This is a genomic window from Paraburkholderia sp. RL18-101-BIB-B, from assembly GCF_046026985.1.
GTDB lineage: Bacteria > Pseudomonadota > Gammaproteobacteria > Burkholderiales > Burkholderiaceae > Paraburkholderia.
On record NZ_JARESV010000038.1, the window covers coordinates 15116 to 40622 of the forward strand.

22 protein-coding genes are annotated in these 25507 nt (G+C 65.2%); 7 read left to right on the forward strand and 15 right to left on the reverse strand.

The window, feature by feature from the left end; all coding sequences use genetic code 11:
• Positions 1 to 26 precede the first annotated feature (26 nt).
• Together mog and yjgA are read right to left on the reverse strand one after the other, a co-directional pair.
• Positions 27 to 671, reverse strand: a complete 645-nt coding sequence (gene mog, locus P0D73_RS34425) for a molybdopterin adenylyltransferase (protein WP_132373532.1) — start codon at positions 669 to 671, stop codon at positions 27 to 29.
• The gene (yjgA, locus tag P0D73_RS34430) at positions 652 to 1266 is read right to left on the reverse strand and encodes a ribosome biogenesis factor YjgA (protein WP_408318358.1); all 615 of its coding nucleotides are present in this window, start codon (positions 1264 to 1266) and stop codon (positions 652 to 654) included. The genes mog and yjgA overlap by 20 nt, the downstream gene beginning before the upstream one ends.
• 277 nt (positions 1267 to 1543) lie before the next feature.
• On the opposite strand from yjgA, the gene pmbA reads away from it, so the two are divergent.
• Entirely contained in the window at positions 1544 to 2914 is a 1371-nt protein-coding gene (pmbA, locus tag P0D73_RS34435; protein WP_408434874.1) for a metalloprotease PmbA, read from the forward strand.
• A gap of 95 nt (positions 2915 to 3009) precedes the next feature.
• On the opposite strand, the gene P0D73_RS34440 is transcribed toward pmbA, so the two are convergent.
• The 9 genes from P0D73_RS34440 to P0D73_RS34480 form a co-directional block, all read right to left on the reverse strand.
• The gene (locus P0D73_RS34440) at positions 3010 to 3510 is read right to left on the reverse strand and encodes a dihydrofolate reductase (protein WP_132373534.1); all 501 of its coding nucleotides are present in this window, start codon (positions 3508 to 3510) and stop codon (positions 3010 to 3012) included.
• A 220-nt stretch (positions 3511 to 3730) separates the two neighbouring features.
• Positions 3731 to 5299, reverse strand: coding sequence for a sigma-54 dependent transcriptional regulator (locus P0D73_RS34445; RefSeq protein ID WP_408434876.1), 1569 nt, complete (start codon positions 5297 to 5299; stop codon positions 3731 to 3733).
• A gap of 24 nt (positions 5300 to 5323) precedes the next feature.
• Positions 5324 to 6760, reverse strand: a complete 1437-nt coding sequence (locus P0D73_RS34450; RefSeq protein ID WP_408318340.1) for a hypothetical protein — start codon at positions 6758 to 6760, stop codon at positions 5324 to 5326.
• A gap of 100 nt (positions 6761 to 6860) precedes the next feature.
• The gene (locus P0D73_RS34455; RefSeq protein WP_408434878.1) at positions 6861 to 7688 is read right to left on the reverse strand and encodes a peptidase C39; all 828 of its coding nucleotides are present in this window, start codon (positions 7686 to 7688) and stop codon (positions 6861 to 6863) included.
• A 7-nt stretch (positions 7689 to 7695) separates the two neighbouring features.
• Complete coding sequence (locus P0D73_RS34460) at positions 7696 to 8409, reverse strand: C39 family peptidase (protein WP_408318336.1); 714 nt, start codon at positions 8407 to 8409, stop codon at positions 7696 to 7698.
• Between the two features lie 94 nt (positions 8410 to 8503).
• Entirely contained in the window at positions 8504 to 9895 is a 1392-nt protein-coding gene (locus P0D73_RS34465; protein WP_408318334.1) for a FapB/FapC family functional amyloid domain-containing protein, read from the reverse strand.
• Between the two features lie 26 nt (positions 9896 to 9921).
• Positions 9922 to 10569 (reverse strand): FapB/FapC family functional amyloid domain-containing protein, encoded by a 648-nt coding sequence (locus P0D73_RS34470; protein WP_408318332.1) that lies wholly within the window; start codon positions 10567 to 10569, stop codon positions 9922 to 9924.
• Positions 10566 to 11093, reverse strand: coding sequence for a FapA family amyloid fibril periplasmic chaperone (locus tag P0D73_RS34475; RefSeq protein ID WP_408318330.1), 528 nt, complete (start codon positions 11091 to 11093; stop codon positions 10566 to 10568). The genes P0D73_RS34470 and P0D73_RS34475 overlap by 4 nt, the downstream gene beginning before the upstream one ends.
• Positions 11094 to 11186: 93 nt before the next feature.
• Positions 11187 to 11684 (reverse strand): hypothetical protein, encoded by a 498-nt coding sequence (locus tag P0D73_RS34480; RefSeq protein WP_408434880.1) that lies wholly within the window; start codon positions 11682 to 11684, stop codon positions 11187 to 11189.
• A 535-nt stretch (positions 11685 to 12219) separates the two neighbouring features.
• Here P0D73_RS34480 and P0D73_RS34485 point away from each other — a divergent pair.
• Complete coding sequence (locus P0D73_RS34485; protein ID WP_106283797.1) at positions 12220 to 13614, forward strand: sigma-54 dependent transcriptional regulator; 1395 nt, start codon at positions 12220 to 12222, stop codon at positions 13612 to 13614.
• A gap of 265 nt (positions 13615 to 13879) precedes the next feature.
• Positions 13880 to 14851, forward strand: coding sequence for a thymidylate synthase (locus P0D73_RS34490; RefSeq protein ID WP_408434882.1), 972 nt, complete (start codon positions 13880 to 13882; stop codon positions 14849 to 14851).
• A 106-nt stretch (positions 14852 to 14957) separates the two neighbouring features.
• Here the strand turns inward: P0D73_RS34490 and P0D73_RS34495 are convergent, their stop codons facing one another.
• Together P0D73_RS34495 and P0D73_RS34500 are read right to left on the reverse strand one after the other, a co-directional pair.
• Positions 14958 to 17615, reverse strand: a complete 2658-nt coding sequence (locus P0D73_RS34495; RefSeq protein ID WP_408434884.1) for a DUF6600 domain-containing protein — start codon at positions 17613 to 17615, stop codon at positions 14958 to 14960.
• 182 nt (positions 17616 to 17797) lie between these two features.
• On the reverse strand, positions 17798 to 18511 hold the full coding sequence (locus P0D73_RS34500) for an ArsR/SmtB family transcription factor (protein ID WP_408181075.1): 714 nt from the start codon (positions 18509 to 18511) through the stop codon (positions 17798 to 17800).
• Between the two features lie 315 nt (positions 18512 to 18826).
• On the opposite strand from P0D73_RS34500, the gene P0D73_RS34505 reads away from it, so the two are divergent.
• From P0D73_RS34505 to P0D73_RS34520, 4 genes are all read left to right on the forward strand, one after another.
• Complete coding sequence (locus P0D73_RS34505; protein ID WP_408181074.1) at positions 18827 to 18964, forward strand: hypothetical protein; 138 nt, start codon at positions 18827 to 18829, stop codon at positions 18962 to 18964.
• 126 nt (positions 18965 to 19090) lie between these two features.
• A complete protein-coding gene (locus P0D73_RS34510; protein WP_408434887.1) occupies positions 19091 to 20347 on the forward strand; it encodes an MFS transporter in 1257 nt (418 codons plus the stop codon).
• Positions 20347 to 21513, forward strand: a complete 1167-nt coding sequence (locus tag P0D73_RS34515) for a GlxA family transcriptional regulator (protein ID WP_408434889.1) — start codon at positions 20347 to 20349, stop codon at positions 21511 to 21513. The genes P0D73_RS34510 and P0D73_RS34515 overlap by 1 nt, the downstream gene beginning before the upstream one ends.
• A 143-nt stretch (positions 21514 to 21656) precedes the next feature.
• Entirely contained in the window at positions 21657 to 22163 is a 507-nt protein-coding gene (locus tag P0D73_RS34520; RefSeq protein WP_132373541.1) for an acyl-CoA thioesterase, read from the forward strand.
• Positions 22164 to 22304: 141 nt separating this feature from the next.
• Here P0D73_RS34520 and fumC read toward each other — a convergent pair whose 3' ends face one another.
• Positions 22305 to 23705, reverse strand: coding sequence for a class II fumarate hydratase (gene fumC, locus P0D73_RS34525; protein ID WP_132373542.1), 1401 nt, complete (start codon positions 23703 to 23705; stop codon positions 22305 to 22307).
• 15 nt (positions 23706 to 23720) lie between these two features.
• Positions 23721 to 25340 carry a phospholipase D family protein gene (locus P0D73_RS34530; RefSeq protein WP_132373543.1) on the reverse strand — a complete coding sequence of 540 codons (1620 nt, stop codon included), beginning with the start codon at positions 25338 to 25340 and terminating at the stop codon, positions 23721 to 23723.
• Between the last annotated feature and the right edge of the window lie 167 nt (positions 25341 to 25507).

The following is a 25507-nucleotide window of genomic DNA, read 5'->3' on the forward strand; positions in this document are numbered from 1 at the left end:
GAATAGCAGCAGTAGAAAAAGCGCGCCTAAGCCGGCCGGGGCGCGCGCTGCGCGTTCTTCGGCCGGAACGCCTTCACCACGTCGGCGTTGGTTTCCACGTACGGTCCGCCGATCAGGTCAATGCAGTACGGCACCGCGGCGAAAATGCCCGGCACCTTCACCGCGCCGCCTGCTTCGGCGTCGCGCAAGCCTTCCAGCGTTTCCTTGATCGACTTCGGCTGACCCGGCAGGTTGATGATCAGCGCCGCGTGCTCCGCCGTTTCGCGGATCACCGCGACCTGGCGCGACAGAATCGCGGTCGGCACGAAATTCAGGCTGATCTGCCGCATCTGTTCGCCGAACCCCGGCATTTCCTTGGTGGCGACGGCCAGCGTCGCCTCGGGCGTCACGTCGCGGCGCGACGGGCCGGTGCCGCCGGTGGTCAACACCAGATCGCAGCCGACCTCGTCGACCAGTTCGGTCAGCGTGGCGGAAATCGTCGGCGCGTCGTCCTGAATCAGGCGGGTGACCACTTGCCACGGCGAGGTGAGGGCCGCGCCGAGCCATTCCTGCAAGGCCGGAATGCCTTTGTCCTCGTACACGCCGGTGGACGCGCGGTCGCTGATCGACACGAGGCCGATCACGATTTCGTCGGGGTGCTTACGTGCCGCCTTAGGCGTCGCGGTCGTCATCGTCGTCTTCGTCCAGGGCGTCGTCGGCATCGGAACCGGTCTCAGCGGACGGGCCGTCCGCGTTCTTGATCCACTGGAACAGTTCGCGGAAGTAGCGCGGCGGCTTGCTCTGCTGCGCTTCCTTACGGGCGTTGCGGATCAGCGTGCGGCCCTGCTGCGGGTCGGCGTTCGGGTGCTGGCGGATGAACTCGGTCAGCGCGGCGTCGTCGGCGAGCAGCTTTTCGCGGGTGCGCTCGATCCAGTGGAGCTTGGCCGTTTCCGCCTTGTTGACGCCGTTATAGGTGTCGAGCGCGGTGCGCAGCGCGGCGGTTTCCTCGTCCAGCAGCGAGCGCATCACGCGGCCGACGTATTGCACCTGGCGGCGTTTGCCTTCGTGATCGGTGATGCGGCGCGCTTCGCGCACGGCGTCGTCGAGCTTTTCGGGCATCGGCATGCGCTTGAGCGCGTCTTTGGGCAGCGCGATCAGCGCCGAGCCCAGTTCCTGCAGCTCGTGCATTTCGCGCTTGAGCTGGGACTTGCTGGGACGGTCGTAGCCGTTCTCGTCGACTTCCGGCTCGGCGGATTCGATGGGTTGAATGCGGGTTTTGCGTGTCATTCCGATATTGTAGCGTGCCGCGCCCACCGCACCCGCAGTGCTGCCGCGCACAAGGGCCTCGTGCCTTGCGAAGCGATGGCGAGGCGGCGCTCGGACGGCGGTGAGGCGAGGCGCAGCGAATGCCAGGTACGGCATCGCGTACCTTGCTATGATCGCGGGATACGTAATCGGACACAGGCGCGGACATCGGCGCGCGTATGCGCCAGGCATGTGCGTGACCGGTGCGAACACAGCGAACACACTGGGCCGCTCGGCCCCGAACAGGACGGCAACGACAATGGCAGCAGACATGGACGTCAAGCAGCGCTTTTTTCCGCATACCCAGGATGAACTGAAGGAAATCGCCTCGGACATCCTTCGTCACGCGAAGTCGCTCGGCGGTACCGACGCGGCGACCGAGATTTCCGAAGGCGACGGCCTGTCCGTCTCCGTGCGGCGCGGCGAAGTCGAGACGATCGAGCACAACCGCGACAAGATGGTCGGGGTGACGGTGTTCATCGGCAACAAGCGCGGCAATGCGAGCACTTCGGACTTCTCGTCGCAGGCTTTGAAGGACACGGTCGCGGCGGCCTACAACATCGCCCGCTTCACGGCGGAAGACGATTGCGCGGGTCTCGCCGAAGCGGAGTTGCTGGAAACGGCGCCGCGCGATCTCGATCTCTATCACCCGTGGAATCTGTCCGCGGACGAAGCGGTGGAGATCGCTCGCCGCTCGGAAGATGCCGCGTTCGCGACCGATCCGCAGATCAAGAATTCGGAAGGCGCGAGCGTCTCGGCACAGCACTCGCAGTTCGTGCTGGCCACCTCGCGCGGCTTCCTGGCCGGCTATCCGTACTCGCGCCATTACATCGCGTGCGCGCCGATTGCGGGCAGCGCCCGCAACATGCAGCGCGACGACTGGTACACGTCCACCCGCAGCGCCGAAGATCTGGCCGATCCCGAAGCCGTGGGCCGCTACGCGGCGCAACGCGCGCTGGCGCGCATCGGCGCGCGCGGTCTGGATACGCGCAAGGTGCCGGTGCTGTTCGAAGCGCCGCTCGCCGCGGGCATCCTCGGCGCCTTCGTGCAGGCCACGAGCGGCGGCGCGCTGTATCGCAAGACCTCGTTCCTCGTCGATAGCCTGGGCAAACCGGTGTTCGCTCCGCACGTGCAGGTGGTCGAAGACCCGCACGTCGCCCGTGCCATGGGCAGCGCGCCGTTCGACGAAGAAGGCGTGCGCACCAAACAGCGTTCGGTGGTGAAGGACGGCGTGGTGGAGGGTTATTTCCTGTCTACCTACTCGGCGCGCAAGCTCGGCATGCAAACCACCGGCAATGCCGGCGGCTCGCACAATCTGTCGCTGCGGAGCTCGAATACGCGTCCGGAAGACGACTTCGAAGAGATGCTGCGCAAGCTCGGCACGGGCCTGTTGCTGACCGAACTGATGGGGCAGGGCGTGAACTACGTGACGGGCGACTATTCGCGCGGCGCGTCGGGCTTCTGGGTCGAGAACGGCAAGATCCAGTATCCGGTCGAGGAGATCACGGTGGCGAGCACGCTGCAGGAGATGTTCCACCACATCGTCGCGATCGGCGCGGATACGATCACGCGCGGCACCAAGCAGACCGGCTCGGTGTTGATCGAGCGGATGACGATCGCGGGGCAATAACAGGGTTCAGCCGCTGTTCGGCGCGCAAGTTGATTGGCCTGCGGGCCCGTAGAAACGAAAACGCCACGCAATTGATTGCGTGGCGTTTTTTTATGTCAGGCGCCTTTGCGCTTGTACGTCACGAACGCGTAGTCGAAATCGTTCGGCGCATCGGCGCGATGCGTTTCATGCGCGACTTCTACCCACTCGTTTTCATCGAGTTCGGGGAATGTGGCGTCGCCTTCGAAGTCGGCGGAAATCTCGGTGATGATCAGCTTGTCCGCCTGCCGCAAACCTTCCGCATACAACTGCGCGCCGCCGATCAGAAACGCTTCCGGCGCCTGATCCTGAGCGGCGAGCTTGAGCGCGTCTTCGAGCGTGGTGGCCGCGTCGCAGCCCTGGAAACGCCGCGTGGCATCCCGTGTCACGACGATGTTGCGGCGTCCCGGCAACGGCCGGCCGATCGACTCATGCGTCTTGCGGCCCATGATGATGGGCGCGCCCATGGTCGTGCGCTTGAAGAACGCGAGGTCTTCGGGAAGTCGCCAGGGCAACTGGTTGTCGCGGCCGATCACGCCGTTGTTGGCGCGAGCGACGATCAAGGTGAGCGTCGTCATCGAATGGAAAGGGGAACGTAACCGGACTGATTCTACCTGACGCGCGGCCCCGCGCCGCGGCGGCGGCTTTCGGCCCGGCGGCGGCCAGTGAGGCCGCAGCGCAGCCGGCCGGGACGCGCCGCGCAAACCACGCGCGCGCCGCAGCCGGACGCGGCTGCCAGATCACGCGGCTTCACTCAGCTTCACGAGACGCCGCCGGCCATGCCCAGCCCGCGCCGCCTCATTCCTGCGCGCTGTCGTCCGCGGCGAATGCCGCCTTCTCGTCGGCGGCGCTCAATTCGCGCAAGCCGTGCTGACCCATCAGCCGGTACAGCGTCACGCGCGAGATACTCAGATCCATCGCCGCCTCGTTCAACCGGTGACGGTGACGCAGCAGCGCCGCTTCGATCGCGCGCTTCTCGGCGGCCTCGCGGGCTTGCGAGAGCGTCATGGTCTGCTGCGCGGTGAAGTGCGCGAGATCGAGGTCGTCGGCGGAAATCAGCTTGTTCTCCGCCATCACGATCGCGCGGCGCACCCGGTTGATCAGCTCGCGGACGTTGCCGGGCCAGTTGTAGTTGTAGAGCGCCTCGATCGCCGACGGCGTGAAGCCGCGGATCTTGCGCGCGCTGTCGGTCTTGAACTTGTGCAGGATGTGCTGCGCGAGAATCTCGATGTCCTTGCCGCGCGCGCGCAGCGGCGGCTCGTCTACACGCAGCACGCAGAGCCGATGGAACAGGTCGGCGCGGAACTGGCCGTCGCGCATCGCGACTTCCAGATCGACGTGCGTCGCGGAAATGATCCGCACGTCGACCGGAATCGATTCGCGTCCGCCGAGCCGCTCGATCTTGCCTTCCTGCAAAAAGCGCAGCAGGCTCGCCTGGCTCTCGAGCGGCAGGTCGCCGATTTCGTCGAGCAGCAGCGTGCCGCCGTCGGCGGCTTCGACGCGACCGATCTTGCGTTGATTCGCGCCGGTGAACGCGCCGCGTTCATAGCCGAATAATTCGGATTGCAGCAGATGGTGCGGAATCGCGCCGCAATTGATCGCGATGAACGGCGCCTTGCGGCGCGGCGAACGCTCGTGAATCGCGAGCGCGGTCAGCTCCTTGCCGGTGCCCGACTCGCCGGAGATGAACACGCTCGCGTCGGTGTTCGCCACCTTGCGAATGGTGCGAAAGAGTTGCTGCATGGCTTCGCAGGTGCCGACCATTTCCTCGTCGCCCGACTGGCTCACGGGCGGCGCGACTTCGGGATCGCACAGCGTCACCATGCCGAACGCGTGCCCGACCAGATAGTCGACCGTGGTGTGGGCCACCGGCACCTTGACGAAATCGAAGCAGTAGTGGCGCACGAGTCGCCGCACCACGGGATCGTTGAGCCGTTCGTTGGTGGCGAGCGCGATCCAGCCGACTTGCTGCTGGCGCAGGCTCGCTTCGAGTCCGGCGAGGTCGCGCGGCGGAAAGCTCGCCAGATCGACGATGCCCGCGCAAGCCACATCGGGATTCACCAGACGGCCGAGCTCATGCGCCGAGCGCGCCGCCACGACGTGCCAGCCGCGGCTTTTCAGATGCGCGATCAGCGCGTCGTCCGGTGTACGCGCCACGTAGAGCAACAGCCGTTCGACGCCGGAGCCGATCGCCGCGGCCAACGGCGCCGCGCCGCCGATCGTCGCCACGACCGGCGAAGCCCGGCTTGTCGCACCGTCGACGGGGGGGCTCGCCGCCGTCTCGTTCGGCAGCGCCGGTGTCCTACGCGCTCCCGATCCCGCTCCGGCTACCGGAGCAACACTGGTCAGATGAGGTGATTCACGCACGTTCGACCTCGTATCGTTGGCACGTCAGAATGTGTAGGGGAACCGCATGCCGACCACGAAGTTCGGCGCGTCGGGCGTCAAGCCCACGGAGACCGAGCCGTTGATGGTCAGGTGCTTGTTCACGACGTGGTTCAGGCCAAAATTGAGCGCCGCGGCGGTCGTCTCGCTGCCCGGCACTTTTTCGTATGAGCCCCCGGGCGCGCGCGTCTTCGATTCGGGTGCGAGCGCCAGCGTGTAGGAAATGCTGGCCGAGTCCTTGTCGGAGAATGCGAGCGCCACGCCGCCGCCGAACTGCACGATGTCGCCGAGCTTGACCGTCGCCGGCTGGGTTTGGCCTTGCACCGACGAGATGTCCGCAAACGAGCGCGCGATGTTGTAGGTGTAAGAGAGGCTGCCGAACAGCACGACCGGGTCATAGGTCTTCAACAGCGAGACGCCGGCCGTGATGTTCCAGAAGCCCGTGCCGGTGGGCAGCTTGCTCGGCGCCACCAGATTGGTGTTGTTGGCGTCCAGCTGCACCAGCTTCTCGCCGAACGGCGAGGTGCCGGTCGGCGCCTTGATGCGCAGGCTGCCGACCACGTCCGGCAGGCTGTTGGTCTCCTTCAGGAACTGATAGTAGATCCCGAAGTTGACGTCGCCGATATTGCTGCTGTTCACCGCTGCATCCGACATCGTGCTGGCCGCGCCGCCCGCGCCACCCACGATGAAGTTGCTATGCCGGTAGATGTACGGCACGTCGACGTCGATACTCATGCGGTCGGTCAGGCCGTAGCGCGTGTCGAGGTCCGCCATTACCTGGTGCGACTTGGTCTCGCCCAGGTTGATGTTGCCGAGGAAAATCGCGTCGAGCGCGAGGAAGCCCGACAACTGCAACTGACGGCGATCGTAGTAGGTGTCGCTGATACCCCAGTCCATCGTCAGCTTGTGGTCGAAGAGCGGGGCATGCTCGCGCTGCACGACCGCTTCTTCGGCCTGCGTGCGCACCGGTTCGGCCGCTTTCTGCGTCTGGCCGATGGCGCCGCTGCCGTCGCTCGCGGGCGGCAGGCCGCCCGCGCTGCTGCCTGCGGGCGGCGGCGGATAGACGGGCACGCCGGTCGCCGTACCCGTGTTGCCGCCGGTCGCGGGGGTGCCGGGATTGAGCTGGGCGAGCGTCGGCAGCGGCACCGGCAAGCCATCGGCACCGGGCTGTTCGGCCACGGCTTCGCTGCCGGCCGGCGCGCCGGCGCCCGGTACGCCGCGACCGCGTTGCGACATCTCCAGATTGGTCATCTGGCGCTCGAGTGAATGAATCTGCCGCTGTTGTTCATCGACGACCCGCATCAACGTATTCAAACGTTCTTCGACCGATTGTCCAGCGAGCGCCTGGGCGCCCGCCCCTTGCGAAAGTGCGAACAGCATGACGGCGGCCGGAATGGCCGCCAGTGCCATGCGCGGCACCTTCTTCGATGAAAGATTGTTCATTTTGTGTTCCCCCGGTGTTCCGGCTGCGCGTCACCGGTCCTGACGGCGCGCGGCCTACCTGTACTGCCTTGCTACGGTCGGCGGGTGGCGGCCCGCGTGCCTATCTCCTGTTTTGCAGAGCTTGTAGTACGCCTAACTGGCGGATCATCGAGGCCGACATTGGCTGAGTTTGCAAATGCAGCTGCAAGGCGTTGGCGACTTGCTGGTTATTGCCTGCAATCTGCAGCAACTGGGCGATCTGCCCGTTGCCCGGTATGACGGTCTGGGTGGCGAGCCCAGCCGGCGTCTGCAGCGCGACACTGATGCCGTTGCTGCCGAACGAGATGCCGGCTTTAACGGAGCCGGTCGAATTGCTGGCCGAGGCTGACGGGGCATTGGCGGTGCCCGCCAGCGTCACGGCGTTGTTGTTGAAATCGATGAGTGCGGAGTTGGCGCTGCTGTTACGGTCGCCCGCCACCTGTGTCACTTGTGAAACACCGTTGACCGTGATGCTCTGGCCTCCGTTGACCTGAGCGTTGGGATTGGCTCCCGAATTGGCCGCATTGGTGTGGCTGCCGGGGCCGCCGCCGGTCACGCTCGCGAGCGTGCTGACGCTGGTGGTCACCTGGCCGAGCGCGTTCTGGGCCGCGCCGAGCGTGCCCTGGGCGAGGGCGGTCACGCCGTTGGGCAGTCGCCATTGCGAGATGATGTTCAGAACGAAGCCGGAGATCATCGTGCCGCCGGCATACTTGCCGGTCTGGCCGGCGAGGACATCGTCGTCCACCATCTGTACCTTGACGGCGCCGGAACCGCTGTCATGAGAAGCGAGAAATTCAGGCAACGGTGGCGAGCCGGTGCCTGATGCTGCCTGGGCGCTGCCGCTTATTCCGCTTAAGCCGCACATCATGGTGCAGATCGCGAGCCCGAGCTGGGTGAGGTGTTGCTTCATGGTCGGTTCAGAACAGGTCTGCCTTGATCAAGCCGTACTCGACAAAGGGAGTCGCAGCGGTGCCGTTGGCCAGCGCGCTGGCGCGCAGCTTGAGCGCCAGCGACTCGTTGTCCTGCAAGAGCGGGGAATCCTCCCTGAAGGGTTTGCCGAGGACCGCGAACACCAGACCGTTCCAGGTCCGGATGAAGTCCTCTTCGAGCAGGATGCGATTGCCGAGGGCGGGATCCGCGATGAACACGCGGCCATCCTGGGCATGCTTGATGATCACGAAATGCTCGTACCCGTCGATGTTCATCAGAACCATCACGGGAATCTGCAAGTGCTGGAGCGCGTCGGCGTTGACCCGGAAGCCGCGGCCGCGCAAACCGATGGTCTCGACGAATTTCTTCATGTCGAGCATGGAGAAGCCATTCTTGACAACGACTTCGGGCGTGGAGAACACCATCATCCGACTGATCAGTTCGGTTTCCGGAATATCGATGCCATAGCCGTATTTGAGGAGCGTAGCCAGCGCCGCCGCACCGCAGCTGTAATCGAACTGCTGATTGACGATGTGGCTGTAGCGGATGTCCTTCATCGAGCGGACCGTCTTTTTCAACGGAACGCCCGCCAGCGTGGACGTGTCGATGCTCGCCTGCGCGTAACTCTGGCCCACGCACAGCGTGCAACTGGCCAGCGCTACGGCGAACTGTAGCGCCGGGTACCTCTTGAACCCCGACATGCTGGTCTCCCCCTTCTTTACGCGCCGGCCGCTGCGATGGCTGCCGGCGCGTCCTCCCCAACTACTTGCCTGGCTTCTTCTGCCTGTCGCCGGCTTAGTGGCCGCTGTTCAGCGCAGCGATCGCGAGGCCGTTGTGCTGCAGGTTCCCCGCGCCGCCGGCGATATTCACGCCGATGTTGCCGGACGCGTTGGCCAGCGAGTTGGCACCCAGCATCGCGGTGCCCTGGAATTGACCCGTGACCGTCATGCCGGCGGTTTGCGAGTTGTCATCCGTGGCGACCATCGCCGTGGTCAGCGCGTTGCCCGCCTTGGTCGTCGTCACAGCACCGGCGAGGCTGTTGTTTTGGATGTTGCCGATGCCCGAGGCGACGTTCACTCCGACGTTGCCCGTCACCCCCGACAGCGAGCCATCCCCGATCGACGCATTCAGATTGAAGTTATTGATCCGGGCGGTGCCGCTCGACGATTGCGTGCTGAAGATCTGCGCATTGCCGAACACGTTGCCGATATCGACCGAGGCCAGCGACACGTCATTGCTCTGGGCGTTGCTGATGCCTTCCGCGATGTTGATGCCCAGGTTGCCCGAGACGCCGTTGGCCGCATTGGTGCCGGTGGTGGCGGTCAGCGTGGCGGCCGCTTGCGTGTTGGTGTGCTGCGTCACCGAACCCCGGGTCGTCACGTCGGTCGTGGTGAGGCTTGCGTCGACGCCGAATGCCGCGGCATAAGCATCGGAGGACGAGGTCCGGCTGGTCGTGTAGCCGGACGATTGTTCGCCGACCGCCGCAAGGCCCGAACCTTCGCTAGCCTTGTAGCCCCACACCTTGCCCTGTCCGGATGCTTCCGATGCTTCGAAGCCGCCGGCCACGCCCGATGTGTTGGCGTAGCTGGATTCGTTGTAGCCGGCCTGGAGTCCGCCTGATGCATGGAATCGCCCGCCGCCGCCGAACGGCGTGTTGATGCCCGAATAGTTGTAGTTGCCGCCGATCGAGCCGCCCGCTGCGATATGGCCGCCCGAGTTCTGGCTGGTGTGCGTGAAGCCGCCGGTAATCGCCGCTGCCTGCTGGCTGGTCTGATAGCCGCCGCCCGCCACCGACGCGCTCTGGCTGCCATACACGTAGCCGCCCGATGCCTGATAGCCCTGCGCGCCCGACGACGAAGTCGAGTGGCTCTGCGATGCCACGGCGAAGACCGAGCCGCTGCCCTTGATCGACGAGCTATTGTTGTTGACGGTCGTCGTCACGCGGCCGGTCGTGTAGCTCTGCGCTTGCGGGTTGAGCGTCGCGTGGACGTTGACCGACTGGCTGTTGTTGATCACCGCGCCCGCCGTGCTGGACACGTGGACGCAGCCGTACAGGCCGACCCAACCTTCGACGCCGATCGCTTCGCCGACCAGCGTGGCATTGAACAGATAGGCCTTTTGCGGCGCGGCAAACGCGCTGCCGGATGCGGCAACGAGAACGGCTGCGGCAATAAGAGTGCGCTTCATGATTCGCTCCGATACTTTAAATGTCATCAGTTAAAAAAAGTGCCCGCCGGGGGACGGAGCACAAAACTGTTTGCCGTGGCATTACCGGCGCCGGCCGTCTGGTTGATCTGCACGATCCCGCTGACGTTCTTGAATGCATCGTTGGAGATGGTTGCCTCGCGTACGCTATGAACCCCGACTGATTGCCCCAGACCTCCGTTTTTCGGGGCCGCCGCGGATAGCTCCCCATCCGAGACGGTCTCGACTCCGAGCGCGGCAGTGCCCAATTGAGTGCTGTTGCGCTGCAGATTTCCTGCTCCGGCGGACTGGTTCACCAGCACCGCACCGGAAGAATTCGAGAAAGCATTGGCTTCGATCGACGCCCGCGCGTTCGTGACCTTCGCGGCCACCGTGGCGCTTTGCACGCTGGCGTTGTCGTTGCCGACCACGCCGCCGGTCGACACGGTGATCTGGTTGGCCTGCGCGTTGTTCAGACCGGCCGTTTCGTTGACGGCGAACGCGCCCGTCACGCCGGCTGCGGCGCCGTTGGCGATGGTCGAGGTGGCGCCGATCGTCGGTACCGACTGCGCGTGGGCGTGGCTCGCCACCAGGGCGGCGCCCATGCAGACGCACAGCGCCGCTTGCAGCGAACGGAGCTTGAGCTGGCTAATGAGCGGATTCACGAGCGGGCTCATTTCAACCCTCCGAGCGCGCCAGTGAGCGTGTTCGACAGCGGTGCCAGCGCGCCCGTCACCGACGAGCTGATGGTCCCGCCGATGCCCGGCGCGGGCAGGCCGATGCCGCCGGAATTGAGCGCTACGTTATTGCCGGTGGCTTTGCCGCTGAGGATCTGGGTGACCGCCTGCATGCCGGTGTCGCCGAGCACGCCGCCGGCTGCCACGCCGCTGGACCCGTGCGCATTCGTCAGATCGGTATCGCCCACGATCGTCGCGACCGCCGGATTGAATGAGTTGGCCGGGAAAGTGGTGGCGCGCACGGCGACCGGGTCCTGACTCTTCGGCACCGGTACGAATGCATCGCGCGGTGTAATCGTGCGCTCGACGATGATGTCGCCCGGATTGACGGCCTGCTGCGCGATGGCGTCGACGGTAAAAGAGGCGCTGAGCAGGACCAGGACGCTTGCCAGTGCCGCCGGCAACGAGGTGTGCGCCGACACGCGCGACCTGAGTGCGCGCGGCGTCCGGATGGAGGTAGTCATGTCGGTCCTTGCTTGCGTCTTGTGTTTTCTTGTTCGCGGGCGGTGTATCCGCCACACCGCCACCCCTGTTTTTTGCTTCGTTAATTTGTTCGGCTACTTTCTTTGGTAGTTGGCGATGTTGCCCTGTGCGGCGCGCGCCGCGTCGATCGGAATCGGCAAGGGCGAGGGCGGGGCGATCTCATCCCACAGCGTCACGCTGTTGCCGCTGCCGCCGTTGCCGCGCATGAGTTGCGGTGTGGTGGCGACCATCACCATGCCGACCGCGCCGCCGCGTTGCCGCGAGAGCACCTGGTCGTCGAGCGAAAAATCGTTCACGGATGCACCATCGGCCGGAATGCTCAGCACGTTGGCGGCAAGCTGGGGGAAAGCGATGGCGGTGCGCGTCGTCGTGTCGGATGAAGAGGGCGCGGCGATCGTGGTGTTCGCGAAGGTGGCGGAGCCTGGGTCGGCGGATTCCGTCAGCGTGGCGGATGGAGCCTCTCCGGCTTCCTGTGCGTTGGCGCTAATGGGCAGCACGATTAGTGCGATTGCGGTGCAAAGTGCCGCGCATGGTGCAACCTTGCCCAGATCGATGCGGAAAGCGAGTCGCATGATGTGTCTCCTTGGTGCATGACATTTAGCGAAACGTGTGCCATCGCTCGCAATCCATTGATGCATCGGCAGGCGAGTCAAAACGCGGGAGTCACAATTGAGAAAACGGACAAAAACGTTTCAGCGTTGAAACGGTGAGCAGGAAATACCTGTAATTCGTTAATCCGGCCGGTACGAACTACCATGGGGTCTACGCCAGGAAAAGCGCTTCCACTAATGATTTATTCGTCGGCTGAATAAGTCTTTATCGCCCGCGCAGCGGCGCTGGGTAAGGAGTGCGCGATTAAATTCGCATAATTGTTTTCCAAGCGGCGCGCGTATAGTAAGCTCTCGAAAAAGAGCTTCAGATTTAAAAAAGCCCGCTAACGGGCCGTCTCAAACACACACGCCGCTTTCTTGGGGATCAGCTGTCCGCACGGAATGGAATGGCCGTTCGGTTTTTGCTATATCGCGAATCCCGAACGAGTCAGCGTGTCTGAACTTGTTTCAGGTGCGTGCGTCATCCTTAACGTTCGTTGACGAGAGGATCTGAATAATGGAACCCGCAACGCGGCAACTGATTTACGTTTCGCGCGATCCGAGCGCGGAGCTGAATACTCGGTTTCACCAGCGCGGCTGGCATGTGGAAGTCGTAGGGTCGGCGCGCGACGTGCGCCGGGCAGTTCGCGCCGGAATGGCGGCTGGCGGCCTGCTTGATCTGTCTAGCGAATTTCAGCCACACGAAATCGCCGCCTTCGAATCCTGCCTGACCATGCCGAACGTCGGCTGGGTTGCGGCCACCATGCCGGGGCAATTGCAGGACGCCGCGTTGCGTCGGCTCGTGCGCGATTATTGTTTCGACTACGTGACGGTGCCGTATTCGGGCGACAGGATCGTCGATTCGGTCGGTCACGCCTACGGCATGATCTCCCTCGGCGAAACGGCTTCCAACGATGCCTCGCAAGGCGCCGAAGGCGAAATGGTCGGCTCGTGCGACGCCATGCTCGCGCTGTTCCGTTCTATCCGCAAAGTGGCGATGACCGACGCACCGGTGTTCATCTCGGGCGAATCGGGCACCGGCAAGGAACTGACGGCGGTCGCGATTCACGAACGCTCGGCGCGGCGCAATGCGCCTTTCGTGCCGATCAACTGCGGCGCGATTCCGCCGCATCTGCTGCAATCCGAACTATTCGGCTACGAACGCGGCGCGTTCACCGGCGCCAATCAGCGCAAGATCGGCCGGGTGGAAGCGGCGAACGGCGGCACGCTCTTTCTCGACGAAATCGGCGACCTGCCGCTAGAAAGCCAGGCGAGCCTGCTGCGCTTCCTGCAGGAGCGCAAGGTGGAGCGGCTGGGCGGGCACGGCGCGATCGACGTCGACGTGCGGATCATCTCAGCCACCCACGTGGATATGACCGCGGCGATGATCGAAGGACGGTTCCGTTCCGACCTCTACCACCGCCTGTGCGTGTTGCAGATCGACGAACCGCCGCTGCGCGCGCGCGGCAAGGATATCGAACTGCTGGCGCGGCACATGCTGGAACGTTTCAAGAAAGATGCAAGCCGCCGCTTGCGCGGCTTCGCGCCGGACGCGATCGCGGCGCTGCATAACTACGGCTGGCCGGGCAATGTGCGCGAGTTGATCAACCGCGTGCGGCGCGCCATCGTGATGTCGGAAGGGCGCGCGATCACGGCGCGCGATCTCGAACTCGCGGAATATGTGGAGATCGTGCCGGTGTCGCTCGCGCAGGCGCGTGAAGCGGCCGAACGTCAGGCGATCGAACTGGCGCTGTTGCGTCACCGCGGACGTCTCGGCGACGCCGCGCAGGAACTCGGCATCTCGCGCGTCACGTTGTACCGGCTGCTGTGCTCGCACGGCATGCGCCATATGGAAGGGGAGCCGCTCGCCACGCCGCACGGCGAATTGCCGGCTTCGGTGCCGCATCTGTAAATCGTTTGACGGGCCTCGCGGGTCTCGTGGGCCGGTAAACGATTTCAGTGGTTCGTCCAGCGCGCATCGAGCGGTCCTGTGACCGGCCGCGTGCCGTCCGCTCGCCCCAACCTCGCACTACCTCGCGTCACCTTTTCCCTCGATATTTTCGATGCCGCGCGCCGTGACCGGGCGTCGTCCCGTCGCGCTTGTTAAAATCGGGTTTTCCGCTCAATCTCCGTGGCGCCCGGATCGACCCGGTCAGCGTCTCGTCGAAGGAACCCGAATGAAACAATACCTCGACCTCGTCCGCACGATTCTCGACACCGGCACGTGGCAGGAGAACCGCACTGGCATCCGCACCATCAGCATGCCGGGCGCGATGTTGCGCTTCGACCTTCAGGAAGGTTTTCCCGCGGTCACCACGAAAAAGTTGGCGTTCAAATCGGCGGTGGGCGAACTGGTCGGGTTCCTGCGCGCCTCGCGCAGCGCCGCGGATTTCCGCGACCTCGGCTGCAAGGTGTGGGACGCGAACGCCAACCAGAATCCGCAATGGCTCGCGAATCCCTATCGCCAAGGGCCGGACGATCTCGGCGACGTGTACGGCGTGCAGTGGCGCCAGTGGCCGGCTTACAAGGTGCTGGACGCGACCGCGAGCGCGCAGCTTGCCGATGCGACCGCACGCGGCTTCCAGGTGGTGACCGAGTTCGATGAAGACGGCAGCCGCAAAGTGCTGTTGTACAAAGCGATCGACCAGCTGCGCCAGTGCGTGGACACGATCATGCAGAACCCGGCCGATCGACGCATTTTGTTTCATGCGTGGAATCCTGCCGTGCTGGATCAGATCGCGTTGCCGGCTTGCCATCTGCTGTATCAGTTCCTGCCGAACGTGGTGCGCAAGGAGATTTCGCTGTGCCTGTACATTCGCAGCAACGACGTCGGGCTCGGCACGCCGTTCAATCTGACCGAAGGCGCGGCGTTGCTGCATCTGGTCGGTCGCCTGACGGGGTACACGCCGCGCTGGTTCACCTATTTCATCGGCGACGCGCATATCTACGAGAATCAGCTCGACATGTTGCAGCAGCAGCTCACGCGCGAGCCGTACGAAAGCCCGGCCTTCGCGATGTCGGAGCGCGTGCCGGAGTACGCGAAAACCGGTGTGTACGAGCCGGAATGGCTTGAAAAGATCGAGCCGTCGGATTTCTCGCTGGTCGGCTACCGGCATCACGAGCCGCTCACGGCGCCGATGGCTGTTTGATCGTCGGTCGGGTCGGTAAGCGGCCCGCTCGCGCAAAAAAAAACCGCCGCGATGCGAATCGCGGCGGTTTTTTTATGCTCCCTGCCAGTTGGCAGGCGGAAGATGCTCAGCCTTTGTGATGCTCGTCGCGGTTGCCGCCGCCCGAATGCTGTTCGCCGTGCTGCGGCTGCGCTTGAGGATGTGGCTGCTGCGCCTGCTGCGGACGCGGCTGCTGCTGCGGCTGCGGTTGCGGATGAAACTCCGGCCGAGGTTGTTGCTGCACCTGCTGCTGGCGCGGTTCGGGACGCGGCTGCTGTTGCTGCTGCTGTTGCGGCTGCGGATGAAACTCGGGCCGAGGTTGTTGCTGCACCTGCTGCTGGCGCGGCTCGGGACGCGGCTGCTGTTGTTGTTGCTGTTGCGGCTGCGGATGAAACTCCGGCCGAGGCTGTTGCTGCGCCTGTTGCTGGCGTGGCTCGGGGCGCGGTTCCTGACGCGGCTGCTGCGTCGGTTGCTGCATGGGCTGCGGATGATATTCCTTACGCGGTTGCTGCTGCGCCTGGACTTCCGCCGGACGCGGCGCCTGCGGCTCAGGCTGACGCTGCGCTTGGACCTGCGGCTGCTGTTGCGGCCGAATCTCCTGCTGACGCGCCTGCTGCTGTTGTTGCTGGACCGCCGGGTTCTCGACCGGGCGTGGCGCGCCGTGCTGCTGCGCACCGGGTTGTTGCGCAAACTCCGGCCGTCCCGCTTGCGGCTGCGGACCGCCGCGCTGCTGGGCTTGCTGTGCCTGCTGCGCCATCGGCGTATGCGGCTGAGTCCAGGCCGGCTCGTGCCGCCCGTTCACACCTGGCTGCTGACCCGCCTGCTGCGGCATACCTCGCTGCTGCTGCTGCTGTTGCCCCATCGCCGCCGGATTGCCGATGTTCGCTTGCGGCGGACGCGGCACACCGTTCGACGGATGTCCCATCTCACCAGGCTGCGGCCGCTGATTGGCGATTTGCGGCGGCATGCCCGGCCGCGCTTGCGGTTCGCCGCCATGCGGCGCCTCACCCGGCCGCTGTCCGGCCTGCTGCTGCATGCCGTTAGGTCCAACAACCGGCGCGCCCGGCGCCATCCCCGGCGCACGTCCGGCGATATGCGACTGCACGACCCGCACGTTCTGCACCGGCAGCGCGCTCGGTCCGCCCGCCATGTGCGCCGGCACCGAGGTTCGAACGATAGGCTGACCGGCGCCCGGCACCCGCCCACCGCTTTGCGCGAAACGCTGCGCGAGACTGTCGTGGTAAGCCGCCGGCATCGCCGGACTACGGGTCGCCACGACCGGACGCGTCATCACCGCCGCGGGTGGGCGGTAATTCGCGTTGCGCAGACCTGGCCCGAAGCTCTCGTGCACCGGCGCGATTCCCGGCCCGCCCGGGTTGATCTGCGCATTGCGCCATTGCCGCGGATCGACCTTCTGGGCGAAGCGCCCAACAGGCTGGCCGTGCACGAAGGCCGTCGCCGGCACCGCGGTCACGCCGCCCGGCGCGCGGTAGTTGATATACGTGTTGTGAATGTTGGTCACATTCACGTTGCGGTTGTAGTTGTTGACGATCGTCGTCCGGTTGACGCGGTTGTAGTAGCCCGGGCTCCAGTGATCGTGATTGCCCCAGTGCGGATGCCACGGCTCGCCTGGGCCGAGCGGGAACCACGCGACACCGGCCGCCACCGCTCCGCCGATCGCCAGATCCACGCCCCAGTTCACGCCGCCGCCACCGCCGCCTACGAAGGCGACGAGGGCCGGTGCGTAGACGGGCGGCTCGCTGACCGCGACCGGCCCCGGCACCCATGCCCACGTATCGTCGACCTGGGCCCAGCGACCGTAGTGATAGGGCGCGAAGCCCCACGGCGCGTCGTCGACCCAGGTCCAGCCCCACGGCGCCTGCCAGACCCAATGGCCGTCGTGATACGGCGCCCAGCCGGCGGGCGTACCGCGCGGCACCCACACTTCGCCGTACTGCGGCGTGCTTTGCCACGTGCCATTGGCGTCGAGATCCTGGTAGCCGGGAATGTCGCGCGACACGTAGCGTGCCGACACCGAGCGGTCTTCCGCAGCGTCGCGGCTGGCGGCCCACTGATCGAAGCCGTCGAGACCGGGTGCGCCGTTGTCGGCGGCCTGTTGCAGGTTGGTGCCGCCGAAGCGGATCTGCTGGCCGGCCGCGACCGGCACCTGGCCGCTGTCGCCGTACACCGTGGCGCCGCCGCTGCGCACGGTGACGGTCGTGCTGCTGCCGTCCGGCGCGACGTCGACGCGATAGTCGCCGGGGCCGTCCAGGCTGAGCGCGAGATTCGGCGTATCGATCTCATAGGACGAGCCGGGCGCAAGTTCACGCACGCGCGCCGACAACGTGCCCTGCGCGACTTTGAGCTGGGCGCTGTTGTCGTCGAGATTCAGTAGATCGAGGCTGGTGGACGGGCCGAGGCGCACCGCGGTCGAGCCGATATGCAGCTCCGAGCGCGCGTTTTGATCGTTCCACAACTGGTCGCCGGTGGTGAGCGGACGGTTGATCTGCGCATACGACCAGTCGGTGGCGCCGGCCGGCTCGGTGGTCACGGCGCCCGCCGTGTAGTTCAGGCGCGCGACGCGGCCGGGCGGATCGGTGTCCTGGGTGGCGGCGGCGTTCTGCGGCGCCTCCTGGATTTCCTGAGCGAAGGTGGCCTGGCCTGCAAAGAGGAACGTGGCGGCTGCGATCAGCGTATAGCCGATAACCCGGCGGTTCGAATGGCGGTGTGGGGTGACTGTTCTCATGATTTGGCTCCGACGGACGCGGCATCTTGCGGCATCCGTGCAGTCACTGTACCCGCGGCGTTTGTTTCAAGGCCCGCACTTTTGTAAGGCTGCCTCACCACCGTGTAACAAAAGGTCTCGATAAGGCGATTCGTAAGCTGATTGCCGATTTCGTGTAACCGCGTCAGACAGTCGGGCGTGCCTCACGCAGCGAGAAACGCATCGAAATGGCGGTGACCGGCCGGCGTGATGCGAAGGATTCGCGGCCGTTCGGTGCGCTCGACCCAGCCATGCGACGTCCACGAATCCAGCAGCGCCGCGCCGAGGGCGCCGCCCAGGTGCGGACGCCGCTCGCTCCAGTCGGGGCAGGTGCAGGCAAAGCGGCGGCGCCGGCTTTTCTGCGCCGACATGTCGATGCCCCAGTCGGCGAGGCGGGCGGCGCCCTCGGTGGTGGCTTCCAGCGACGTGCCGTGCAGCGTCAGCAGGCCGCCTTCGACCAGCCGCTCGAACACGCGCACCGACAATTCGCCGGCCATATGGTCGTAGCAAGTGCGCGCGTAACGCATGTCGAGCGGCACGGTGCGCACGGGTCGCGGCACGGGACGCTGCGGCGCGCTGACTTGCGCGACATTGGCAAGCGCTTCGATCGACGCGGCGATATCCGGCGACGCGATCCGGAAATAGCGATGCCGGCCGCGCACTTCGAGCGCGAGCAGGCCGCCGTCGGTCAGACGCGCGAGATGGGCGCTGGCCGCCGATGGCGAGAGCCCGGCGATCATCGTCAGTTCGCCGGCCGGGCGGGCGCTGCCGTCCATCAGCGCCCACAGCATGGCGGCGCGGCCGGGGTCGGCGAGCAACGCGCCGATGCGGCTCAAGCCGGGAAAGTGGTTCTGTTCGTCTGCGAGAGTGGCTGGCATTTGGCGTCTCCGGAGGGCGGCGCGGTTAGGCGCGCCATGCAGTCCACTGTATCGGGCTGCGCGATTCGATGTTTCAGCTTAGCGTGAAGTGTTGAATGCAGCAGCTACGAAAACCTGGCAGGCGTCGTGGGAAGGGAAGGTGAGCAAAGGCCCCAAAACGCGCTTTGGCGGCGCCGCGGGCCAGCATCGCTGCCGCTATCCAAATCGCGCTCTGGCGGCGCGCAGGACCGCCGTCGGTGCCGCACACCGTGCTTCAGTGCCGGGCATGGCCGCCAGGCTAGAATCAAAGTCTGTCCTAGCAGGAAACTCGCTGTCATGAAAACTCTTCTGGCCGTCGTTGCCGCGACATTGCTGCTCAGTGCATGTGCACAGGGCGGCGGCGGTTCGGGCGCGGGCACCGGCAGCATCACGATGTACGGCACCATCGACGAAGGCATCACGGTCCGCAAATAGGCGGCTGGCGCACGCTTTTCCGGACAATGGTCACGTCTGGCAGGAATTGATGCATCATTGGCATCTCTGCCATCGACGCTCATGTGACGATCAGGTCATCTCACTTCCGCCGCCCGGGACCTTTCGATGCCGCCGTCCGCCGCTTCCGCCGTTCCCACCCATCCGGCCAGCCTGCGCGACTCCGATCCGCACGACCGGCGCGCCGCGCGCGTGCTGGCCATTTGCCAGGCGCTGTACACGTCATCGGTATCGATCGATCTGACCTTGACTGGTCTGGTCGGCTACACGCTCGCCGATGACAAGGCGCTCGCCACGCTGCCGTTCTCGCTGATCACCGTCGCCGCCGCGCTGACGACGATCTTCGCGTCGTTCCTGATGGCGCGCATCGGCCGGCGCGCGGGCTTCGTGCTCGGCGCGGGCGTCGGCGCGCTCGGCGGGGCGGTTTCGGTGTGGGCGATCTTTCATCACAGTTTCTGGGCCTTCTGCGCCGGCACGGCGACGGTCGGCGTGTTTCAGGCGTTCGCGCAGTACTACCGGCTCGCCGCCGCCGATGCGGTCGGCGTCGAAGACAAAAGCCGCGCGATTTCGACCGTGCTGGCGGGCGGCGTGGTGGCCGCCATCTGTGGACCGCTGCTTGCCGCATGGAGCAAGGACTGGCTGGCGCCGGTCGCATTCGCGGGTTCGTATGCGCTGGTGACAGGCTTCGGGCTTCTATCGATTGCCTTGCTGGCGCTCCTGTATCGCGACGCGGCGCCCGTCGTGAGCACGACGGCGACTCACGAGGCGGCGCGGCCGCTCGGCGAGATCGTGCGGCAGCCGATCTTCGCCGCGGCGCTCGCCAACAATGCGCTCGGCTACGCCGTGATGATGTTCGTGATGACCGCGACGCCGATCGCCGCGGTCGCCTGCGGGCACACGATCGGCGACGGCGCGGCGATCATCCAGTGGCACCTGGTCGGCATGTTCGCGCCGTCGCTCTTTTCCGCGCGGCTGATCAAACGCTTCGGCGTGCTGCGGGTGATCGGCGCGGGCATTGTGCTGTCGGCGCTGTGCGGTGTGCTCGCGTTGCGTTCGACCGATCTGCCGCATTTCTACGCGGCGCTCGCCTGTCTCGGCGTGGGCTGGAATTTCATGTTCGTCGGCGGCTCGACGTTGCTCGCGCAGTCGTACCGGCCGTCGGAGCGCGCCAAGACGCAAGCGACCAGCGAATTCACGACGTTCGCGTTTTCCGCGCTGGGTTCCCTGTTTGCAGGGCAATTGCTGGCGCGCTTCGGCTGGACGACGATCAACGTCGCGATTTTTCCGCTGCTCGCGGCGGCGGCGCTCGCCACGCTCGGCTATGCGTGGTCGCGTAAGCGGCAGTTGGCCGCGGAGGTGTCCTGATGGCGGCGCGTCATATCGTTTTCGCAGTCGCACCGGATCTGGTGCTGCTCGACGCTTGCGGGCCGCTGGAGGCGTTCTGGCGCGCTGAGTTAACGGTTGCCGGGATAGCGGCAGCGAGTGTTGCCAAAGCCGTGGAAAGCGAGGAGGGAGTCGCCAGCGATGAGGGCCGATCGGGCATATCGATCAGTTCGGCCAGTTCGGCCAGTTCGGGACGCAGCACGCCACAACCCGTGGCCTACCGCACGACGGTCGCGTCGATCGACGGCGGCATATTGCAGACATTCCCCGGCCTGCCGATCGTCACCGAACGGCTCGATTCACTCGACGACCAGCCGATCGACACGCTGATCATTCCCGGCGTCCCCGTCGACGAACACTGCACGTTGCAACCGGAACTCGTCGCATGGATCCGGCGCCATGCGCCGCGTGCGCGGCGGGTGTGCTCGGTGTGCACCGGCGCGTTCTATCTGGCGGCGGCGGGCCTGCTCGACGGCCGCCGCGCGACCACGCACTGGCGCGACGCCCCGCGGCTCGCGCGCCGTTTTCCCAATGTCCATGTGGATGCCGATCCGATCTTTATCCGCGATGCCGGGCGTCACGAAGGCGATGGCGTCGTCTGGACCTCGGCGGGGGTGACGGCGGGCATCGATCTGGCGCTGGCGCTGATCGAGGAGGACGTCGGGCATGCGGTCGCGATGCAGGCGGCGCGGCGCCTGGTGGTCTTCATGAAGCGGCCCGGCGGCCAGTCGCAGTACAGCGCGGCGCTGGCGGCGCAGGCCTCGGCGAATGGGCCGTTCGAGGCCTTGCATAGCTGGATGGCGGCGCATTTACGCGACGACCTGTCGGTCGAACGGCTCGCCGAGCGAACCCGGATGAGCCCGCGCACTTTCGCGCGACGCTATGTCGATGAAGTCGGCCGCACGCCGGCTAAAACCGTCGCGGCGCTGCGGCTGGAAGCGGCGTCGCGCGAGCTCGCCGAATCGCGCCGGCCGCTCAAGCGAATCGCCCTCGACTGCGGCTTCGGCAGCGAACAGAACTTGCGGCGGGCGTTTTTGCGGCGCTTCGGCGTGCTGCCGCTCGATTATCGCGAGCGCTTCATGTCGGCGGTCGCCCCGCGAAGCGGGGCCATTTCCGAAGTCGCGTCCGAGATTGCCGAGGCGAGCTGAGCTGGCGCATAACGAAAGCTTCCCGAAAGCTTAGGCCGCACTCCCACTGGAATTCTTCCGCGCGCCGCATCCCACCCACGACGGGCCAATATTGCGCTCGTATAATCGCCTCCTTTCAATGCATCCGATTGACCGGAGTCAAGATGAGCACCCCTCCCGTAGCGCCGCTGGACCGTTCCGAAACCACTTTCCGCTTTCTGGCCGAGCCGAGCTCGGTCAACTTCGGTGGCAAGGTGCACGGCGGCGCGTTGATGAAGTGGATCGACGAGACGGCGTACGCGTGCTCGGCGGTGTGGTCGGGACGCTATTGCGTGACGGTCAGCGTGGGCAATATCCGCTTTCGCCGGCCGATTCTGGTCGGCAACCTGGTCGAGTTGCGCGCCCGGGTCGTGGCCACGGGCCGAACCAGCATGCACATTCATGTTTCGGTGCAGGCGGGCGATCCGAAGGGCGGCGAGCTGCTGCAAACCACGGATTGCCTGATCGTGATGGTCGCCGTCAACGAGAACGGCCAGCCAGTGCCCGTGCCGGCCTTCGTGCCGGATACGGACGAACAGAAACGCCTCGCCAGGTACGCGATAGACGTGAAGGAAGCGCTCGACGCGATCGTCGAATTGAAGCCGGAAGAGGTGGCGCAGGGGAAGGTGTAGGCGGCGCCGCAAGTGCCGCTCGCGGGCCGCGCGAAGTCGATATCCGCGCGGCCTGCTGTTGATTCGAATCACGCTGGAGCGCAGGGAGCGCCTCAGCTCCCGGCCAAGCCTGCACGCCCCCGTGCGTGATTACACAGTCGATTAGCCCGCCGAATTGCCGACCATATCCTTCGGCTGCACCCATTCGTCGAACTGCTGCTCGGTGACAAAACCGAGCGCGAGCGCCGAGGCTTTCAGCGTGGTGCCTTCCTTGTGCGCCTTCTTGGCGATCTTCGCGGCCTTGTCGTAGCCGATGTGCGGATTGAGCGCCGTCACCAGCATCAGCGATTCGTTGAGCAAGGTGTCGATGCGCTCGTGATTCGGCTCGATGCCGACCGCGCAGTTGTCGTTGAAACTGTGCGCGCCGTCGGCGAGCAGACGCACCGATTGCAGCAGGTTGTGCGCGATCATCGGCCGGAACACGTTCAGTTCGAAGTTGCCGCTCGCGCCGCCGATATTCACCGCGACGTCGTTGCCGAACACTTGCGAGCACAGCATCGTCAACGCTTCGGACTGGGTCGGATTGACCTTGCCCGGCATGATCGAGCTGCCCGGTTCGTTCTCCGGAATCGACAGTTCGCCCAGCCCGCAGCGCGGACCGCTTGCCAGCCAACGGACGTCGTTGGCGATCTTGTTCAGGCTCGCCGCCACCGTCTTCAACGCGCCATGCGCGAACACCAGCGCGTCGGCCGCGGCCATCACTTCGAATTTGTTCGGTGCCGAGACAAACGGCAAACCGGTCAGCTTGCCGATGGCGGCCGCGACCTTGTCAGCGAACTGCGGATGCGCGTTCAAACCGGTGCCGACCGCGGTGCCGCCCTGCGCGAGTTCGTACAGATGCGGCAGCGCCGATTCCACGTGACGAATGCCGTGCTCGAGTTGCGCGACGTAGCCTGAAAACTCCTGGCCGAGCGTGAGCGGCGTGGCGTCCTGCAAGTGCGTGCGGCCGATCTTGACGATGTCGACAAAAGCTTTCGCCTTGCCGTCGAGCGTATCGCGCAGCGTCTTCAGCGCCGGCAGCAGATGCTTGACGATCGCATACGCCGCGGCCACGTGCATGGCGGTCGGAAACACGTCGTTCGACGACTGGCCGCGATTCACGTCGTCGTTCGGATGCACCTTGCGCGCTTCGCCGCGCTCGCCGCCGAGCAGTTCGCTCGCACGATTCGCGATCACCTCGTTGAGGTTCATGTTGGTCTGCGTGCCGGAGCCGGTCTGCCACACGGCGAGCGGAAATTCATCCGGATGCTTGCCGTCGATGATCTCGTCGGCGGCCTGCATGATCGCCTTCGCCTTGCTTTCGTCGAGCACGCCGAGGCCCAGGTTGACTTCGGCGGCGGCGCGCTTGATGACGGCCAGCGCGGTGATCAGTTCAGGCGATTGCTTCTCGGTCGAAATGCGGAAGTTCTGCAGCGAGCGCTGAGTCTGCGCGCCCCATAGACGAGCGTTCGGCACGGCGATCTCGCCGAACGTGTCACGCTCCATTCGTACGTCTTCTGTCATGTTCCACTCCGCTGTTCAAAGTTCTGCGTTGACGGGCAATAGGGAGAATAGACCTGTTAGCGCATTCCGGTACAAACCGGCCTGCGGATCGAATATGTAGGTGCGGCGCATGCCGTTTTCGACGTCGGTCCACACGAGCGGCGAGAGCGGTGCGCCGATCGAGCGCAGATAAGCGAACTGCGCCTCGTCCGCGAGCGTGACGCGATAGCTTTCCTCGGGTCCGGTGGCGCGACCGAAGATTTGCGCGACCTGTTCGGCGAGCGGCGGGCTGTGGATCACCAGCGCCAGTTCGGTGTTCAGATTGGCCGAACGCGGATCGAGGTTCATCGAGCCGATCACCAGAATCTTGCGATCGATCACATACGTCTTGGCATGCAGACTGGCGCGCGAACGCGAGCCGGCAACGCCCGCGGTCGGCGTGTTCTGCTGCGGCTTGAATTCGTATAACTCGACGCCCTGTTTCAGGAGCGGCACGCGATACGGACTGTAGCCCGCCTGCACGGCGACCGCGTCGGTGGCGGCGAGCGAATTGGTCAGCACGGCGATGCGAACGCCGCGATGCGTCAGTTCGCCGGCCGCCTTGACGCCCGCATCGTGCGGCACGAAGTAGGGCGAAATGATCAGGAAGTCTTTCTGCGCATCGCGCATCAATTCGCCGAGCCGCTGCATCGGCGGACTCACATAATCCGGCGACGGATGCACGATCTTCTCGGGCAAGTCCGCTTTGAACTCGGCCGGGGCCCAAGTCAAGCCGAGTTGATCGTTGGCGATCTGCGAGGCGAGCGGAGTGGCGTTCAGCGGTTTTGCGTTGTACGGATCGGCGTTGGTGCGCCAATGCTGACGCAACTCGTCGCGCGTCTGGTCCAATTCCTTTGCGTCGAATTTCTGCTTGTTCAGCACGCGCAACGGATAGGCGATGCTGCTGTTCCAGTAGTCGTCGAAACTCGCGGAGACGTCGGCGGTGATCGGGCCGGCGGCCAGCACGTCGAGATCGCGGAACTGCAGCGTTTCGCTCGCGCTGAAATATTCGTCGCCGAGATTGCGGCCGCCCACGATCGCGATCTGGTTGTCCGCGATCATCGCCTTGTTATGCATGCGGCGCGTGAAATGGCCGATCTGCGTGAACACGTTGGTGGTGCGTTGGAACACGCCTTCCTGCGCGCTGCCGAACGGATTGAAGACGCGAATCTCGATGTTGTCGTGCGAGTTCAAGCCCGCCATCACGCGATCGATGTCCTTGAAATTCAGGTCGTCGACCAGCATGCGCACCCGCACGCCGTGATCGGCCGCATAGAGCGCGGCACCGAGCAGCAGCTTGCCGGTGGTGTCCTCGTTGGCGATGTAGTACTGCATGTCGAGCGTTTTGGTCGCGGCGCGCGCGAGCGCGATGCGCATCTGCAACGCGTCGGTGCCGCTCGCGAGAACCCGGAAGCCGGATTGACCCGGATGTGCCGCTTCGAGCGGCGTGAGCGCCGTGTGCAGCGGAGTCGTTTCCGTGGCGGGGAGTGCGTGAGTGACCTCGCGGTCGAATGCGGTGGCGGGCGGCCTGGTCGCGCAGGCAGTCAAAAATACCGTTGCGCAACACAGCAGGAAGAATTGTCTCGTTGTCCCCCAAGGGGACTTCCTTCGGGGCATGCTAAACGCGCACGTGCGTTTCAGTGCGGCCCAGCTTTGATCTTGATGCGACGGCACGCTTTTCCCCTAGTTTGCAGGCTTGTCATGGCGACAGCGCATGAGTGGCTCACGCTGTCGAGAAATGCATTCTAAGGGGAATCAGGCCGATGGGCTTTCGTTCTTGCACG